Consider the following 15,979-nt stretch of genomic DNA (forward strand, 5'->3'; position numbering starts at 1 on the left):
TCCCCTTCTGCATTTGCGCGCCCGAATCGATCGGGCGGGTCCGCAGGATCAGGACTCGACGTCCTCGAGACTGAAGATTTCCGTCTGGTCGTTGTACGAGAAGATCTCCGCATAACGGCCCCAGTTGATGACGGCATCGAGCGTCTCTTCGGCCGCGCTGTCCGACAGGAAGTCTTCCAGCTCCTGCTCGAAGCGCACGCGCGGCGCGCGATGTCCCGGACGCTCGTTCAGCACCTTCTTGATCCGCGCCGCGAGCGGCACGTGACGCAGCAGATGCTCGGCGAACATCATCTTGCGCTCCTGCGTGCCGAACTCGGCGAACACGCGCGCGGGCGGCGTCAGGAAAATGTCGCCTTCGCGCACGTCGGCGAAGCCCAGGTGTTGCAGCACTTCGGCGACGGGGAACAGGTCGTCCACTTCCAGATGCAGCGAGCGCGCGATTTCCGGCATGTCCGCGCGACCGTGGTACGGCGCGGCCGCCAGCATTTCGATCAGACCCGCCATCAGGTTGGTCGACACGTGCGGCAGCCAGCTATGCAGCTCCAGCCCCTTCTTCGTCGTTTCGTCTTTCTGACGCGCGGTCATCTTCGCGTAGATGTCGTCGACGAGGCGGCGGAACGCCGGGTCCAGACGATTGCGCGGATGCTTGAACGGCACCTTGATCTCGGCGATCACGCGGCCAGGATTCGACGACAGCACGAGAATGCGGTCGCACATGAACACCGCTTCTTCGATGTTGTGCGTGACGATCAGCACCGACTTGATCGGCATGCGGCCCTGCGTCCACAGATCGAGCAGGTCGGTACGCAGCGTTTCGGCCGTCAGCACGTCGAGCGCGGAGAACGGCTCGTCCATCAACAGCAGCGTCGGATCGACGACCAGCGCGCGCGCAAAGCCGACACGCTGGCGCATGCCGCCCGACAGCTCGCGCGGATACGCGTTCTCGAAGCCGTCGAGACCGATCAGATCGATTGCGGCCAGCGCGCGCTCGCGGCGTTCGCGCGCACCGACGCCGAGCGCTTCGAGACCCGCCTCCACGTTCTGAAGCACGGTGAGCCACGGAAACAGCGCGAACGTCTGGAACACCATCGCGACACCTTCGGCGGGACCCTTGAGCGGCTTGCCCATATAGGTCACTTCGCCGTCCGTCGGCTCGATCAGCCCGGCGATGATGCGCAAGAGCGTCGACTTGCCCGAGCCCGAACGTCCGAGCAGACCGACGATCTCGCCTTCGCGCAGCGACAGATTGGCGTCGTCGAGGACGAGCAGCTCGCCCTGCGTCTTGTTGAACCCGCGGCACACGTCCTTGACGCGCAGAATTTCTTCGCCGAGACGCGGCGGCATCGGCGGCGTCTGGATCGGCGTGGCGGTAACGGCTTTAGGGTTTTGCATCGCGTTTTGCCTTCAATGAATCTCAATCGAGCCGCAGACGGCTTTCGGCATAGGCATACAGCGGACGCCACAACACACGATTGAACAGGGACACGAACAGGGACATCACCGCGATGCCCAGAATGATCTTCGGATATTCGCCGGCTGCCGTGTACTGCGCGATATACGCGCCGAGCCCATGCGCTGCGACCTTCGTATCGCCCCACTGCACGGCCTCCGCAACGATGCTCGCGTTCCACGCGCCACCCGACGCCGTGATCGCACCCGTCACGTAGTACGGGAACACGCCCGGCAGCATCGCCTGGCGCCACCACTGCCAGCCGCGGATGCGGAAATTCTTCGCGGCTTCCTTGTAGTCGTTCGGATAGGCGCTCGCGCCAGCAATCACGTTGAACAGGATATACCACTGCGTGCCGAGCACGATCAGCGGCGACAGCCAGATGTCCGGATTCAGATGGAACCTGACGATCATGATCACGAACACCGGGAACAGCAGGTTCGCCGGGAACGCCGCGAGGAACTGCGCGAGCGGCTGGATCTTTTCGGCGAGCGACGGACGCAGCCCGATCAGCACGCCGAGGGGCAGCCACACCACTGAGGCGAGCGCGATCAGCAGCGTCACGCGCAACAGCGTGAAGAGGCCGAGCAGGAAAACATGGCCGACCTCGTCGAGCGTCACGCCCGTGCGCACATACTCGACGACGCGATATACGACATACAGCGTGGCCACGACGACGATCACGGCCCACACGATGTCGCCGATCTTCGACGACTTCTCGCTCGCCGGCTTCGCGAACTTCACATGACGGACGCTCGACCAGCGGATCGGAATGCGCGCGGCCCTCGCGAACATCCAGCCGATGGGCACGAGCAGACGATGAATCAGCCGCGTGCGGCGGATCAGGTCGAGCAGCCACGACTCGGGCGCGTCGCCGGAACTCGTGGTCTCCATGCGGAACTTGTCGGTCCACGCAACCAGCGGACGGAACAGGAACTGATCGTATGCGAGGATCACGACCGTCATCGTGAGGATCACCCAGCCGATCGCGTGCAGGTTGCGCTCGGAAATCGCCTGCGCCAGATACGAACCGACGCCCGGCAACGTGATCGTGTGATTCCCGACCGTGATCGCTTCGGATGCGACGACGAAGAACCAGCCGCCCGACATCGACATCATCATGTTCCAGATGAGGCCCGGCATCGAGAACGGCACTTCGAGCTTCCAGAAGCGCTGCCACGACGTCAGATGGAAGCCCTTCGACACTTCGTCGAGATCGCGCGGCACCGTGCGCAGCGACTGGTAGAAGCTGAAGGTCATATTCCACGCCTGGCTCGTGAAGATCGCGAAGATCGCGGCCAGCTCGGCGCCCAGCACGCGCGACGGAAAGAGCGCGAGGAAGAACGTCACCGTGAACGAGATGTAGCCGAGCACGGGCACCGACTGCAGGATGTCGAGAATCGGCACCAGCACCTGGCCCGCGCGGCGGCTCTTCGCGGCGAGCGTCCCGTAGACCAGCGTGAAGACGAGCGACGCGACCATCGCGGCGAGCATGCGCAGCGTCGTGCGCAGCGCGTATTCGGGCAGGTTCGACGGATCGAGCGAAATCGGCTTCGCCTCGAGCGTCGAGATGGGCGCCATCGTTTGATGGAACCCGATGGCCGCCATCGCGATCAAGCAAATGATCAACGGAAACGCAATGAAGTCCCAGCGGTTGGGCAGTACCCGCCACGCCGATGCGTTGGCGGTACGGTTCAGGGTGAAGCCGAACACATCCATCAGGCGGCCCTCCCGTTGCGCGCGAACGCGAGCTTGCCGCAGGCCATGATGGCTACGCCCGCGGGGCGCGCGGCGCGACGGTCCGAGTTTCGATCCGGAAAGCGGAAATCAGGCATGACAAAACGCTAATGCGCGGTAGATCGTTGGCGTTGGATACGCATTGGCCGGCAACGAAGACGTTGCGCGGCGCCCCATGCCGCCCTGCGCACACGGCTGGCGCAACCGGTTGCGCGGGCCGTCGCCGGCAGAACGGCGAGCTTTCCTCGTTTTGGACGGCACGACACTACTACAACCTGTGTGACAGAAACAACCGTTGACATTCAAATGTCACGCTGAATGGTTCTCGGAATGCATCTGTAAGCAGCGAGCCGCGCGGCGCCGCGCGCCCATGCTCGCTGACCGTCGCGCGCGAGCCACATCGGAATCGCGTCGCGCTATTCAGAAAGTCCCATCAGAAGCCGTTAAAGACCACACGGGACTTTCAAGCGAGCAAATCCTGACTGGCGCCTTGCCGCACGGCGGTTAAAATCTGACGGCGGCGTATCCAGCAGGCTGCCAGCAATGAGGACGGCGGACCGGCGCATCTATCCTGGGTCCGTGCGGCGCACGGCGAAGATCGACAGGAACGGCCCAGCGCCGGCGCGTTGCAACGAAAGGCTTTGTTGCATGAATCAGTCAGACGGATCAGAGGGTCGATGAAAAGGACAATCTTGCGCCAGGCATCGGGACCGGCCAGTTTCATACTGGTCGTGATCGCATGCTGGTTCGCATCCGGCCTGGTCGCGGACCGGATGGTACAGCAAGAACTGGATGCCGCCTTGCGCCAGCAGCGGCAGATGTCCGGCTCGATCGTCTACAACATGGCCGAAGTGATCGCGAGCGACCTCGCGATGTCGCGGGCCATACCCGCCACCATGGCCGAACTCGGCGTGATCCAGCAGGCGCTGACGCATTCGCAGAATTATGCCGCCTCGGGGGTCGACGGGGAACCCGCTCATCGGGAGGAACTGCTGAAATCGCCCGAGCTGGCGGGCATCGACGGTTTTCTGCGCGACGCCCAGGGCTTTTCCGGCCTCGACATCATCTGGCTCGTCAACGCAAACGGACTATGCGTCGCCGCGAGCAACGCGCAGAACGCGCAGTCGTTCGTCGGGCTCGACATGCGCACGCGCAGCTATCTGACCAACGCGCTGCTCGGCGCATTCGGTGAAGCGTACGGCGTGGGCCGCATGAGCGGCGAGCCGGGCATCTTCATCTCCGCACCCGTCTACGACGACGGCCTGCTGGTCGGCGCGATCGTCGCGAAGGTCGGCATCGCGCGGCTGCGTCACTGGGTCGCGCACGCGGGCACCTTCGTCACCGACGACAACGGCGTGATCATCATGGCGCACAACGCCGCCCTCGAAGGGCAGGCGATGCCGAACTCGCGCGTCACGCAGATGCGCGAGGCCGAGCGCATGAGCACCTATCACCGCGACCACTTCCAGCCCATCCAGATCCGGGCCGTCAAGGGTCAGGTGCGCCGCGATGCGCCGTGGGTGCCGGCCGAGATCGCCGAGCAGCTGTTCGACATGCCCGGCCAGCCGATCCCGACGCTCTACCAGTCGCGCGCAGGATTGAACTCGGGGCTCTCCGCGCATCTCGTCGACCCCCTCGCCGCGTGGCCCGAGCTGATGCGCAATCACAAGCGCGATCACTTGCTTGTGTTCCTCACGCTCGCGGGCACGGTCGCGCTGGCCTGGGTGATCACCGTGTCGTACCTGCGCGAGCGGCGCCACCACCGCGCGACGCGCGTGCTCGCCGAGCAGTTGCAGTCGGCCAATACGCTGCTGTCCGCCGAGGCCCGCCACGACGCGCTGACGGGCGCGCTGTCGCGGCGCTATTTCCTCGATCTGTTGCGTCATGAGATCGACCGCGCACATGCGGCCGGCGAGCCGCTCTGCATGGCGATCGCCGACCTCGATCACTTCAAGCAGATCAACGACCGCTTCGGCCACGCGGCGGGCGACCGCGCACTCGAACACTTCGTCGATACGTGCCGCAGCGAACTGCGCGGCAGCGACGCGATCGGGCGGCTGGGCGGCGAGGAGTTCGGCATTCTGCTGCCCGCGACGGCGCTCGGCGCGGGGCTCGAAGTGGTCGAGCGCCTGCGCGTGAGGCTCAAGTCGATGCCGTCGACGAAGCTGCCTCCATCGGTGAGCTTGAGCGTGAGCATCGGCATCACGGAGCTGTCGCCGGAGGACTTGCCGGAGCGCATCGTCAGCCGCGCCGACCAGGCGCTCTATACGGCGAAACAGGGTGGCCGCGATCGCAGCGAAGCCGTTCCGCCCGACGACACCGCGCCGCCGACACGCGCGTCCGCCAGCGTCTGGTGATCATCTGAAATACGCGGCCAGTCACACCCACGCCGTTCGCGGGCCATGCAGCCCGCATCGCCGTGTCGAAGCCGCCGGGCAAGCGAAGCGCAAGCAGGTATCATCGACTTTCGAACGAAGGTTGTGATCACCGCTGTCCGCTACCCCGGAGGTTCGCATGAAGGGAAATCTGGTCATCGTCTGCCGCGATCAGGACGCTGACGCTTTCGATCATCTGCTTGCAGAGTACGGCGCATTTCAGACGCGCCTGTCGTCGACCGCGTGGTATCTGAAACTGGAAGTAGCGCCGGAAGTGATCCAGGAGGAGATCCTGGCGCGTCTTGGCAAGTACACGACGCACTACATCTTCGAGGCGGACACGGTCACGTGGAATACCGTCGACAGCGAAGCGGCCGCCGCACTCAACTCGCTCTTCACCGAATAGGCGGAAATCTCTCGCCTCGCGTGCAGCATGCGTGAAAGGGAATGACGGGCGTCACAGCCCGTCGATACCCATCGATTTCCATCGATCTTCCTGACGCTGAACAGCGGATCACCAGGCGCTTTCCGACGCCGCCGCCGCGCGCAACTCCGATTCCAGCGGGAACGTCATCTGCACGCGAAGCCCTCGCCCGCCGTTGGTTGCGGCGTCATTGTTGCCGATCTGCCATTCGCCGCCCGCGCGCCGCACGAGCCGCTCGACGATCGCAAGCCCGAGGCCGCTATGGCCATTGCCGCCGCGCGCGGGATCGAGCCGCACGAACGGACGGCTTGCGTTGATCAGATCCTGCGCGGCGATGCCGTCGCCGTTGTCGCTGATGGCCAGCGTGAAGCCGCGCGGCGTGCGCGCCGTGGAAACGACAACGGGCGGCGCACCATACGCATGCGCGTTGTCGAGCAGATTCGACAGGATGCGGTCGAGCGTCGCAGCGGGCAGCCTGAAACCGGGACCGGCGCGCAAATCCGTCTGCACCGTCGGCACGCCCGACGAAACCGCGCGATAGCTGCGCACCACGCGCTCGCACTGCGCGTCCACTTCGACGGGCTCGCTGCGGTCCGCGCCGTCGTGCGCGAACACCAGAAACTGCTCGACGATATGCGTCATCGAATCGACGTCGCGCACGACGCCATCGCGCATCTTCGGTTCGTCCATCATTTCGGCGCGCAGCCGCAGACGCGCAAGCGGCGTCTTCAGATCGTGCGCGACACCCGCGAGCATCACCGCGCGGTCGTGCTCCGTGCGCTCGACTTCCTGGACCATCTGATTGAAGCCGTGCGTCAGCTGACGCAGCTCGCGCGGCCCGCGTTCGCGCACCGGCGGCACGGGCAGGCCGCGCCCGAAACGCGCGACGGCCTGCGCGAGCGAGCGCAGCGGCTGCTGCAATTGCCACGCCGCGAAGAGCGCCGCCAACACGCCGGCGGAGAAAATGATGCCGAGCCACAGCACCATCCGATCGAGCGGCCGCGGCGGCCGCAGCGGCTGCACGGGCACGACGATCCAGCTCGCGTCGCTCGCCGAGCGCACCCATAACGTGGGCGGCTTGCCTGGTGCGCCGATGCGCACTTGCGTCGAAGTCGGCATGCGGTCGCGCACGTCGTCGAGGAAGCGGTTGAGCGGCATGGGCAGGTTCGGCGCATCGGGCGGCACGTCGTTGCTGGTGGGATCGACGAGACGCACGCGCGACGGCAGCGGCTGGTCGGGCTCGCGCCTCACGTGATCGCGGACGGCATCGACGAGGAACACCGCTTCTTCGACGGCATAGCGCGTCTGCAACTGGTTGCGCTCGAAACGCACCAGCAGATACCACGCGAAATGCGACAGCAGCAGCACGCAGACGACCAGCAGCGCCAGCCTTCCGAACAGCGAATCAATTGGACGACGCATGTTGCTCGCCATCGGGGACGAACACATAACCGCGCCCGCGCACGGTCTGGATGAAGCGCGGCACGGACGGATCGGTTTCGAGGATGCGGCGCAGGCGCCACACCTGCACGTCGATGCCACGGTCGGTGCCGTCGTATTCCGGACCGTGCAGCAGTTCGAGCAGGCGCTCGCGCGTGAGCGTGCGCATCGGGTGATTGACGAAGATCTTCAGCAGCGCGAATTCGCTGCCGGACAGCGTGAGCGGCTTGCCTTCCTGATGGAGCGTGCGCGACTGGAAATCGAGCGTGAAGCGGCCGAACGAAAACGGCTCGCGCTGCTCGGGCGCGGCCGCCGACGGCTGCGTCTTGCGGCGTCGCAACACCGCCTGCACGCGCGCGAGCAACTCGCGCGGATTGAACGGCTTGCCGAGGTAATCGTCCGCGCCGAGTTCCAGGCCGACGATACGGTCCACGTCGTCGGCGCGCGCCGTGAGCATGATGACGGGGATATCGTCGCCTGACGCGCGCAGCTTGCGCAGCGCCGTCAGCCCGTCGACGCCCGGCATCATCAGATCGAGCACGATCAGGTCGGGACGTTCGCGCTCGATGCGGCGTTCCAGAGAACTGGCGTCATGCAGCACCGAAACCTCGATGCCTTGCCGGGCCAGGTAATCGCGCAGCAGGTCGCGCAGTTCGACGTCGTCATCGACGACAAGAATTTGAGTAGCCATGGCTTGAAGTGTAACGCGCACCCCGACGGCTATTCGACCCAACTGACCCCCTAAAGGGTTACGGGGTGTTACCGCGAAAGGCACACGTAATGTCGCGTAACTTCCGCAAGGATACGCGTAACACGCGCCTCGCTCGATCCCTCTACGCTGTGCCTTACCGAATGCACGCCCGTCCACCTTCGAGACAGGCGGCATCGTCGGCTAGTCATCAAGGAGCACTGTAATGTCCAAAAAAACATCACGCTTTCTCGCCGTTGCCGCAGCATCGCTCGCACTGAGTCTCGGGTCCGCGTTCGCCGCGCAGCCTGAGGGTGGCCCCGGTGGTCCCGGCGGCATGGGCCCTGGCGGTCCCGGCTGGCATCACGGCCACTTCATGAAGGAGCTGAACCAGTTGCACGGGCAGCTCAAGCTGAACGCGGATCAGGAAAAGCAATGGCAGGCCGCGCTCGACACGATGAAGCAAAGCCATGAAGCGGAGCGCGCGAACCACGAGCAGATGCGCCAGCAGTTCAAGCAGATGCAGCAGCAGCCGATCCTCGACCTGAACGCGATGCACGCCGCGCATCAGCAGATCGAGCAGAAAGACGCGCAACTGCGCGAACAGACGTCGACCGCGTGGCTCAACTTTTATAACGGCCTGAACGATCAGCAGAAGACCACCGTGAGCACCGCGCTCAAGCAGCACTTCGCGAAGATGGAGCAGCGTCACGAGAAGATGCGCGAGCGTTGGGAAAAGCATCGCGGCGACGCAGCGGCTTCGGCCGTAAAGCCGTAAGCGTCGACTGGTCGTGATGCGTCGCGCAGGGGGCGCGGTTGGCGACCCTTGCGTCGCGCGGAGCATCGCGTGCTGCACGTAAAAGGAAAACGCCACGGGAATGATGTTCCCGTGGCGGTTCTCATGGATCGTCGCGTGAACGCCGGAACGTGCGGGCAACGGCCCCGACAGCCGGCGGCTTAACGCAACTGCCCCAGATCGAACAGCAGCACCTCGGCGCCCTCGCCGTTCTCGAGCGTGACCGCCGACACATCGGTGATCATCGCGGCGTCGCCCGCCTTCAGCGCTTCGCCGTTCACGGTCAAAGCGCCTCGCGCGATGTGCACATATGCGTCTCGTCCCGCCGCGAGCGCGTACTCAGCGCGCTCCGCGCCGTCGAAAAGACCCGCGTGGATCGACGCATCCGCGTGAATCGTCACCGAGCCGTCGCGCCCATCCGGCGACACGACGACGCGCAGACGGCCGCGCTTGTCCGCATCGCTGAAGCGCTTTTCCTCGTAGCCGGGCTGATCGCCCGCGCGCTTCGGGATGATCCAGATCTGCAGCAGATGCAGCAGGTCGTCCTGCGACGCGTTGAACTCGCTGTGCATCACGCCCGTGCCGGCGCTCATGCGCTGCACGTCGCCGGGGCGGATCGTCGAGCCGTTGCCCATGCTGTCGCGATGCGACAGCGCGCCGTCTAGCACATACGTGACGATTTCCATGTCGCGATGCCCGTGCGTGCCGAAGCCCTGCCCGCCCGCGATGCGATCCTCGTTGATCACGCGCAGCGGCCCGAAGTGCATGTGCTCGGGATCGTAGTAATCGGCAAACGAGAAGCTGTGCTTCGAGTCCAGCCAGCCGTGGTTGGCGTGGCCCCGTTCGTCGGAGCGGCGAATCGTGATCATGTGATTCTCCCGTGAAAATTGGCAATGACGGGAATGTATGGGCGACGCGAGCCCGGAACAACCGCCGCCACTGCACCGGATCGTTCCGCAAATGATGGCAATGGCGGCGGCCGTGCAATGCGCGCCGCATCGGCCGCGACGGCATCCGCTGGTGAGCCGCGATGTCGCGCCGCTCACGCATGTCTCTGGCAGCAAAGGGCTTTTTTCCGCGCGGCTGCTGCACGACTGCTACTGGCACCGCGCCCGGGTTCGGGTAAAATACCGCGCTTTTTGGAAAGGGTCGACGCGCGTGCCGCGTCCGGACGGATTGCCGCTCAAAACGCGCGCCGCCGGACAGCAAGGGGAGCACGCCTCAAGGCCCCCTGGGTGGGCAGAGAGGCCACCGTGCAGCAAGCCGCTTGGGCCAGCGAATCGGCGGCAAAACCGGTCAATTCGCCTTTAACCCGGGCAGTGGAATTTTGTCCGCCTAGAATGGCGACGGCCGGCCGTGAGCCGGCGCTCGCCGGCGCGGGACGGCACCGCGGCGATCGGGAAGTCAGGAGAAACATGAAGAAGCTCGCACTGTGCGTAGCGCTCGCAGTCATGGCCACGGGGGCTATGGCAAAAGAATGGAAAACCGTGCGCATCGGGGTCGACGCCAGTTATCCGCCGTTCGAATCGATGGCGCCGAATGGCCAGATGGTCGGTTTCGACGTCGATCTGACGAAGGCGCTGTGCGCGAAGATGAACGTCAAATGCGTGTGGATTCCGCAGGATTTCGACGGCATCATCCCCGCGCTGAAGGGCAAGAAGTTCGACATGATCGTGTCGTCGCTGACCGTCACCGACAAGCGCCGCGAGCAGATCGACTTCTCCGACAAGCTGTTCGACGCGCCCGCGCGCATGATCGCGAAGGCGGGCTCGCCGCTTCTGCCGACGGCTGAATCGCTGAAGGGCAAGCATGTCGGCGTCGAACAGGGCACGACACAGGAAGCGTACGCGAAGGCGTACTGGGAGCCCAAGGGCGTGACGATCGTGCCGTACCAGAACCAGGATCAGGTGTACGCCGATCTCGCGACGGGGCGTCTCGACGCCTCGCTGCAGGACGAGCTGCAGGCCGACGCCGGCTTTCTGAAGACGCCGCGCGGCAAGGGCTTCGCGTGGGCTGGCCCGGAAGTGAAGGACCCGAAGACGATCGGCGAAGGCACGGCCATCGGCGTGCGCAAGGAAGACGGCGAGCTGAAGGCGAAGCTCAACAAGGCGCTCGCCGACATCCATCAGGACGGCACGTTCAAGCGGCTCGAGAAGCAGTACTTCGACGTCGACATTTATCAGAGCCGCTAGGCTTCGATGGGCGAGCCGCCTGCGCCGGCGTCGCGCAGCAAAGGCTCGGGACAGGCCCGGATGGGCCCGTCGCCGGGCTTCGTAATACAGTCGGACGCAAAGCAGCAAACAGGCAGTAACAAACAAGCTGGAAAACGCGCTGCCGGCCGGCAACGGCCAGGCAGTCATGATTCGCACAGCGGCATGCTGTGCGCCGCACGGGAGACATTGAAGGCGATACGGCATCGGCCTTCGCGCGACCCGCCGCAGCGCACGCGTTCCGCGTCTTTCGCGGCGCGCGGGAGCGTCGTCAAGGACTCACTATGCTCTTTCAAGGCTACGGCCCGCTCATCTTTGCCGGCACGGTGCAGACCGTCAAGCTGGCGATCCTGTCGCTTGCGCTGGCGTTCCTGCTCGGTCTGCTCGGCGCGGCAGCGAAGCTGTCGAAGAACCGACTGTCGTATGGCATCGGCACACTCTACACGACACTCGTGCGCGGCGTCCCCGATCTCGTGCTGATGCTGCTGCTCTTCTACAGCATTCAGATCTGGCTGAACAATCTAACCGACATGCTCGGTTGGGATCAGATCGACATCGATCCGTTCGTCGCCGGCGTCGCCGTGCTCGGCTTCATCTACGGCGCGTATTTCACCGAGACCTTCCGCGGCGCGTTTCTCGCGGTGCCGCGCGGCCAGCTCGAAGCGGGCGCCGCGTACGGCATGACGGCCTGGCAGGTGTTCGCACGGATCATGTTCCCGCAGATGATGCGCTTCGCTCTGCCCGGCATAGGCAACAACTGGCAGGTGATGGTCAAGGCGACGGCGCTCGTGTCGATCATCGGTCTCGCGGATGTCGTCAAGGCTTCACAGGATGCCGGCAAGGGCACGCTACATTTCTTCTTCTTCACGCTGATGGCCGGCGCGATCTATCTGGTGATCACGACGGTATCGAACTTCGTGCTGATGTACCTCGAAAAACGCTACTCGACTGGCGTGCGCAAGGCGGAACTATGATCGAGCTGATCCAGGAATACTGGCGCAATTATCTTTTCACCGACGGCTACCGCTTCACGGGCGTCGTCATCACGCTGTGGCTGCTCGTCGTGTCGATCGGCCTGGGCTTCTGTCTGTCGATACCGCTCGCCGTCGCGCGCGTGTCGAAGAAGAAATGGCTCGCGGGCGCGGTGTGGCTGTATACGTATATCTTTCGCGGCACGCCGTTGTACGTGCAACTGCTGCTCTGCTATACGGGCCTCTACAGCCTCGAAATCATTCGCTCGAACGCGCTGACCAACGCGTTCTTTCGCGACGGCATGCATTGCACGCTGCTCGCCTTCACGCTGAACACCTGCGCGTACACGACGGAGATTTTCGCGGGCGCGATCAAGGCGACGCCGTATGGCGAAATCGAAGCCGCGCGCGCCTATGGCATGTCGCAGTTCACGCTGTATCGCCGCGTGATCCTGCCGTCGGCGCTGCGTCGCGCGCTGCCGTACTACAGCAACGAAGTGATCCTGATGCTGCACGCGACCACCGTCGCCTTCACCGCGACCGTGCCGGACATCCTGAAGATCGCGCGCGACGTCAACTCAGCGACCTACCGTTCGTTCGACGCTTTCGGCATCGCCGCCCTGCTCTATCTGATCGTCTCTTTCGCGCTCGTCTGGCTCTTCCGCCGCGCCGAGCGCCGCTGGCTCGCTTATCTGCGCCCTCAAGGCAAGTAACGACGGCGAATAAGCAAGTCAAGGAACCCGATGAACACCCAAGCCACACAGCAAATGCTTTTCGTCGACAACCTGCACAAGCAGTACGGCGACAATGAAGTTCTCAAGGGCGTCACGCTGCGCGCGAACCGCGGCGATGTGATCAGCGTGATCGGTTCGTCCGGCTCGGGAAAGAGCACGATGCTCCGCTGCATCAACTTCCTCGAGCAGCCGAACTCCGGGCGCATCGTCGTCGACGGCCAGGAGATCCGCACGCAGAAGGATAAGCAAGGCGCGCTGCGCGTGTCGGACCAGAAGCAGTTGCAGCGGATGCGCACGAAACTTTCGATGGTGTTCCAGCACTTCAACCTGTGGACGCACATGACGGTGCTCGAAAACGTCATCGAAGCGCCGCTGCACGTGCTGGGCATGTCGCGCAAGGATGCCGAGGAACGCGCCCGCACGTATCTCGAGAAAGTGGGCCTCGCGCCGCGCGTCGAGAAGCAGTATCCGTCGCATCTGTCGGGCGGCCAGCAGCAGCGCGTGGCGATCGCCCGCGCGCTGACGATGAACCCCGACGTGATGCTGTTCGACGAGCCCACTTCCGCGCTCGACCCCGAGCTGGTCGGCGAAGTGCTGAAGGTCATGCAGACGCTCGCGGAGGAAGGCCGCACGATGATCGTCGTCACGCACGAGATGGCGTTCGCGCGCAACGTGTCGAATCACGTGATGTTCCTGCATCAGGGGCGCGTCGAAGAGGAAGGCCATCCCGACGAAGTGTTCAGGAACACGAAGAGTGAGCGCCTCAAGCAGTTCCTGTCCGGCAGCCTGAAATAATCGCGGAATGTAGTTTATGTAGTATTACAGGGCGCTTACCGGCGCCCTTTTTATTGCGCCCTCGCGACGCTTCCCTATCCCTCCTGCGCCGCTCAAAGCTTCGGCATCCCAACATCTGCGCCGCCAACAGTCCGGAGCCCGTCTACTCCGGACGATTTATCGCGTCAATAGTGGCAATCCTTGACACACCTCCTTAACGACCGTGCTTCCCTTGTCGGACAAGGCCTGGAGCCCGATTCGACGCCCTTCGCACGCCACTTGTCTCACAGTGGTATTGCAATTTAGAGACATCTTTACCGAGCATCGCTAATTTATTCGCCAACCGAGGGGTATTTTGCTAAATTAGTAACGAAAGTAGCAAAACAAAGTTCAAGAAAAGTAGTTTCACTTCAAAACGAACATACAGGAGATACCGGTCGCGAGAGAGATCGGCGTGACGATCAGACAGCCTCGAAGCTGCATCGACAAAACAACCGATCACCCGCCCATCTCCCTGAAAGGGATTCCTGCTCGGCGCCGCTGGCGTCCGGGCACCACTCGCAGTACTGGCTTTACTTTTTGACAGGGTATGGAGGAGAAGATGAAGAAAGCTTTGGCTGCCGCAGCGCTGCTGACTTTCGGCGTTGCAGCACACGCACAGAGCAGCGTGACGCTGTACGGGCGTCTGGACGCTGGCCTGGAGTACATGTCGGGTGTGCCGACGAACCCTAACGCAGCGGGTGCCGCGCAGAGCAGCACGCACCGCTTCCGCGCAGAAAGCGGCGACTGGGGTACGAGCCTGTGGGGCTTGAAGGGCGCTGAAGATTTGGGCGGCGGCACCAAGGCCGTGTTCCAGTTGGAAGGCTCGTTCAACACGATGACGGGCGCAGGCCCCGGCGGCGGCGGTCTCTTCAATCGTTGGGCGACGGTCGGCTTCGCGAACGGCCAATACGGTACGTTCACGATGGGCCGCATGCTGTTCATCTCGAACGGCGTGTGGGACTTCGATCCGTTTGGTCAGTCGAACTGGTCGTCGGCATCGCTGGTGCGTGGCCGCAACTGGCCGCAATCGAGCAACAACGTTGCTTACCAGTCGCCGAAGATCGCAGGCTTTGACTTCTACGGCCAGTACGCGCTGTCGAACGCGACGAACTGGAACGGTAACGGCACGACGCCGCAAGGCCGCGAAGCCGGTGCGCAGATCACCTACACCTCTTCGCTGTTCCAGGTTCGCGGTCTCTATGACGAAATCCGCAACCCGGGCAACGGCCTGCTGTACGGCCCGCAAACGGGTCTGATCAACACGGCTAACGTAGCAGGCGGCGTGTTCTCGGCATCGCGCGAATACTCGGCCCTCGTGAACGTGTTCCTCGGCCAGTTCAAGGTTCAGGCTGCGTACCAGGCTATCCGCACGTCGGGTGCAACAGGCGTCCTGCCGGGCCAGCCGACCACGCTCGACCACGAATGGGGCGGCGTTACGTGGCAAGCAACGCCGGCAGCGGCACTGATCGCAGCCGTCTACCACGTGAACGGCAACAACGGTGCGGGCAATGCGACGATCTACACGATCGGCGGCTCGTACAACCTGTCGAAGCGCACGCTGCTGGACATCCAGATTGCAACGGTCCAGAACAGCAAAGCGGCTAACTACGGCCTGAACGCAAACAACGCGGGTACGGCAGTCGCAACCGACAACCCGCTGCCGGGTCACAGCCAGTCGGGCGTGTATGCAGGTATCCAGCACTCGTTCTAATCGAACGGTGCAGACAAAAGAGCTTTAACGGAAACAGTTTTCACGCTGCTGCGAGAGGCGCGTATCGGTGCGATGTCCGAAAGGGTGTCGCACCTTTTTTTATTTGCGCAGACGGCGAAGTTCAAAGCCGAAGTTCAAAGCCCCAATTCAAGGCACTCTGCTCGTGCATCGAAGCACCGGCGCAGTGCAACGCCGGCGCGTGGTCCAACGCGATGCGCGACGCCACCGATGCGTGACACGCGCGATACGGCTTACACGGCCGCTTCGTTCTCCTCACCCGTGCGAATGCGGATCACGCGCTCGACATCCGCGACAAAGATCTTGCCGTCGCCGATCTTGCCCGTGCGCGCCGCGCCGATGATCGCATCGATCACCTGATCGGTCTGGTTGTTCGCGACCACGACTTCGATCTTCACTTTCGGCAGAAAATCGACCACATATTCAGCGCCGCGATAGAGCTCGGTGTGTCCTTTCTGACGGCCGAAGCCTTTGACCTCGGTGACGGTCAGCCCCGTCAGGCCGACTTCGGCGAGCGCTTCGCGGACTTCGTCGAGCTTGAACGGTTTGATGATGGCGGTGATGCGTTTCATGGCAGGCCTCGTCTCGGTTCGAAAAAGGAAGGTTCAG

At 63.7% G+C, this 15,979-nt stretch carries 14 protein-coding genes; 8 read left to right on the plus strand and 6 right to left on the minus strand.

Translation table 11 applies throughout. The features are described from left to right. Positions 1-48 precede the first annotated feature (48 nt). Both AB4Y32_RS04295 and AB4Y32_RS04300 read right to left on the minus strand, forming a co-directional pair. Positions 49-1,392, minus strand: a complete 1,344-nt coding sequence (locus AB4Y32_RS04295) for an ABC transporter ATP-binding protein (protein WP_087734456.1) — start codon at positions 1,390-1,392, stop codon at positions 49-51. 22 nt (positions 1,393-1,414) lie between these two features. Further along, entirely contained in the window at positions 1,415-3,169 is a 1,755-nt protein-coding gene (locus AB4Y32_RS04300) for an ABC transporter permease (protein WP_368720139.1), read from the minus strand. Between the two features lie 695 nt (positions 3,170-3,864). Here AB4Y32_RS04300 and AB4Y32_RS04305 point away from each other — a divergent pair. Both AB4Y32_RS04305 and AB4Y32_RS04310 read left to right on the plus strand, forming a co-directional pair. Continuing rightward, positions 3,865-5,544 carry a diguanylate cyclase gene (locus tag AB4Y32_RS04305; protein WP_368720140.1) on the plus strand — a complete coding sequence of 560 codons (1,680 nt, stop codon included), beginning with the start codon at positions 3,865-3,867 and terminating at the stop codon, positions 5,542-5,544. A 157-nt stretch (positions 5,545-5,701) separates the two neighbouring features. Then, positions 5,702-5,968 (plus strand): double-stranded DNA-specific endonuclease, encoded by a 267-nt coding sequence (locus tag AB4Y32_RS04310; protein ID WP_087734453.1) that lies wholly within the window; start codon positions 5,702-5,704, stop codon positions 5,966-5,968. A 108-nt stretch (positions 5,969-6,076) separates the two neighbouring features. Here the strand turns inward: AB4Y32_RS04310 and AB4Y32_RS04315 are convergent, their stop codons facing one another. Continuing rightward, the gene (locus AB4Y32_RS04315) at positions 6,077-7,408 is read right to left on the minus strand and encodes an ATP-binding protein (RefSeq protein WP_368720141.1); all 1,332 of its coding nucleotides are present in this window, start codon (positions 7,406-7,408) and stop codon (positions 6,077-6,079) included. After that, positions 7,392-8,117 (minus strand): response regulator, encoded by a 726-nt coding sequence (locus tag AB4Y32_RS04320; RefSeq protein ID WP_087734452.1) that lies wholly within the window; start codon positions 8,115-8,117, stop codon positions 7,392-7,394. Before AB4Y32_RS04320 ends, AB4Y32_RS04315 begins: the two co-directional genes overlap by 17 nt. A gap of 223 nt (positions 8,118-8,340) precedes the next feature. On the opposite strand from AB4Y32_RS04320, the gene AB4Y32_RS04325 reads away from it, so the two are divergent. After that, positions 8,341-8,892, plus strand: coding sequence for a periplasmic heavy metal sensor (locus AB4Y32_RS04325; protein WP_368720142.1), 552 nt, complete (start codon positions 8,341-8,343; stop codon positions 8,890-8,892). Positions 8,893-9,071: 179 nt separating this feature from the next. Here AB4Y32_RS04325 and AB4Y32_RS04330 read toward each other — a convergent pair whose 3' ends face one another. Further along, positions 9,072-9,779 (minus strand): pirin family protein, encoded by a 708-nt coding sequence (locus AB4Y32_RS04330; RefSeq protein ID WP_368720143.1) that lies wholly within the window; start codon positions 9,777-9,779, stop codon positions 9,072-9,074. 546 nt (positions 9,780-10,325) lie between these two features. On the opposite strand from AB4Y32_RS04330, the gene AB4Y32_RS04335 reads away from it, so the two are divergent. From AB4Y32_RS04335 to AB4Y32_RS04355, 5 genes are all read left to right on the plus strand, one after another. Beyond that, positions 10,326-11,102 (plus strand): ABC transporter substrate-binding protein, encoded by a 777-nt coding sequence (locus AB4Y32_RS04335; RefSeq protein WP_368720144.1) that lies wholly within the window; start codon positions 10,326-10,328, stop codon positions 11,100-11,102. Between the two features lie 302 nt (positions 11,103-11,404). After that, entirely contained in the window at positions 11,405-12,094 is a 690-nt protein-coding gene (locus AB4Y32_RS04340; protein WP_368720145.1) for an ABC transporter permease, read from the plus strand. After that, a complete protein-coding gene (locus AB4Y32_RS04345; RefSeq protein WP_368720146.1) occupies positions 12,091-12,804 on the plus strand; it encodes an ABC transporter permease in 714 nt (237 codons plus the stop codon). Before AB4Y32_RS04340 ends, AB4Y32_RS04345 begins: the two co-directional genes overlap by 4 nt. A 30-nt stretch (positions 12,805-12,834) precedes the next feature. Next, positions 12,835-13,620, plus strand: coding sequence for an ABC transporter ATP-binding protein (locus AB4Y32_RS04350; RefSeq protein ID WP_368720147.1), 786 nt, complete (start codon positions 12,835-12,837; stop codon positions 13,618-13,620). Positions 13,621-14,200: 580 nt separating this feature from the next. Further along, positions 14,201-15,352 carry a porin gene (locus AB4Y32_RS04355; protein ID WP_368720148.1) on the plus strand — a complete coding sequence of 384 codons (1,152 nt, stop codon included), beginning with the start codon at positions 14,201-14,203 and terminating at the stop codon, positions 15,350-15,352. Between the two features lie 251 nt (positions 15,353-15,603). On the opposite strand, the gene AB4Y32_RS04360 is transcribed toward AB4Y32_RS04355, so the two are convergent. Continuing rightward, positions 15,604-15,942 (minus strand): P-II family nitrogen regulator, encoded by a 339-nt coding sequence (locus AB4Y32_RS04360; protein WP_087734445.1) that lies wholly within the window; start codon positions 15,940-15,942, stop codon positions 15,604-15,606. Positions 15,943-15,979 lie beyond the last annotated feature (37 nt).

The sequence above is a fragment of the Paraburkholderia phymatum genome (assembly GCF_040965635.1).
GTDB classification, from domain to species: Bacteria; Pseudomonadota; Gammaproteobacteria; order Burkholderiales; family Burkholderiaceae; genus Paraburkholderia; species Paraburkholderia phymatum_B.

Excerpts from the sequence above, each read along its gene's own strand:
- AB4Y32_RS04295 (WP_087734456.1), bottom strand. The coding sequence starts at position 1,392 with ATGCAAAACCCTAAAGCCGTTACCGCCACGCCGATCCAGACGCCGCCG.
- AB4Y32_RS04300 (WP_368720139.1), bottom strand. The coding sequence starts at position 3,169 with ATGGATGTGTTCGGCTTCACCCTGAACCGTACCGCCAACGCATCGGCG.
- AB4Y32_RS04305 (WP_368720140.1), top strand. The coding sequence starts at position 3,865 with ATGAAAAGGACAATCTTGCGCCAGGCATCGGGACCGGCCAGTTTCATA.
- AB4Y32_RS04310 (WP_087734453.1), top strand. The coding sequence starts at position 5,702 with ATGAAGGGAAATCTGGTCATCGTCTGCCGCGATCAGGACGCTGACGCT.
- AB4Y32_RS04315 (WP_368720141.1), bottom strand. The coding sequence starts at position 7,408 with ATGCGTCGTCCAATTGATTCGCTGTTCGGAAGGCTGGCGCTGCTGGTC.
- AB4Y32_RS04320 (WP_087734452.1), bottom strand. The coding sequence starts at position 8,117 with ATGGCTACTCAAATTCTTGTCGTCGATGACGACGTCGAACTGCGCGAC.
- AB4Y32_RS04325 (WP_368720142.1), top strand. The coding sequence starts at position 8,341 with ATGTCCAAAAAAACATCACGCTTTCTCGCCGTTGCCGCAGCATCGCTC.
- AB4Y32_RS04330 (WP_368720143.1), bottom strand. The coding sequence starts at position 9,779 with ATGATCACGATTCGCCGCTCCGACGAACGGGGCCACGCCAACCACGGC.
- AB4Y32_RS04335 (WP_368720144.1), top strand. The coding sequence starts at position 10,326 with ATGAAGAAGCTCGCACTGTGCGTAGCGCTCGCAGTCATGGCCACGGGG.
- AB4Y32_RS04340 (WP_368720145.1), top strand. The coding sequence starts at position 11,405 with ATGCTCTTTCAAGGCTACGGCCCGCTCATCTTTGCCGGCACGGTGCAG.
- AB4Y32_RS04345 (WP_368720146.1), top strand. The coding sequence starts at position 12,091 with ATGATCGAGCTGATCCAGGAATACTGGCGCAATTATCTTTTCACCGAC.
- AB4Y32_RS04350 (WP_368720147.1), top strand. The coding sequence starts at position 12,835 with ATGAACACCCAAGCCACACAGCAAATGCTTTTCGTCGACAACCTGCAC.
- AB4Y32_RS04355 (WP_368720148.1), top strand. The coding sequence starts at position 14,201 with ATGAAGAAAGCTTTGGCTGCCGCAGCGCTGCTGACTTTCGGCGTTGCA.
- AB4Y32_RS04360 (WP_087734445.1), bottom strand. The coding sequence starts at position 15,942 with ATGAAACGCATCACCGCCATCATCAAACCGTTCAAGCTCGACGAAGTC.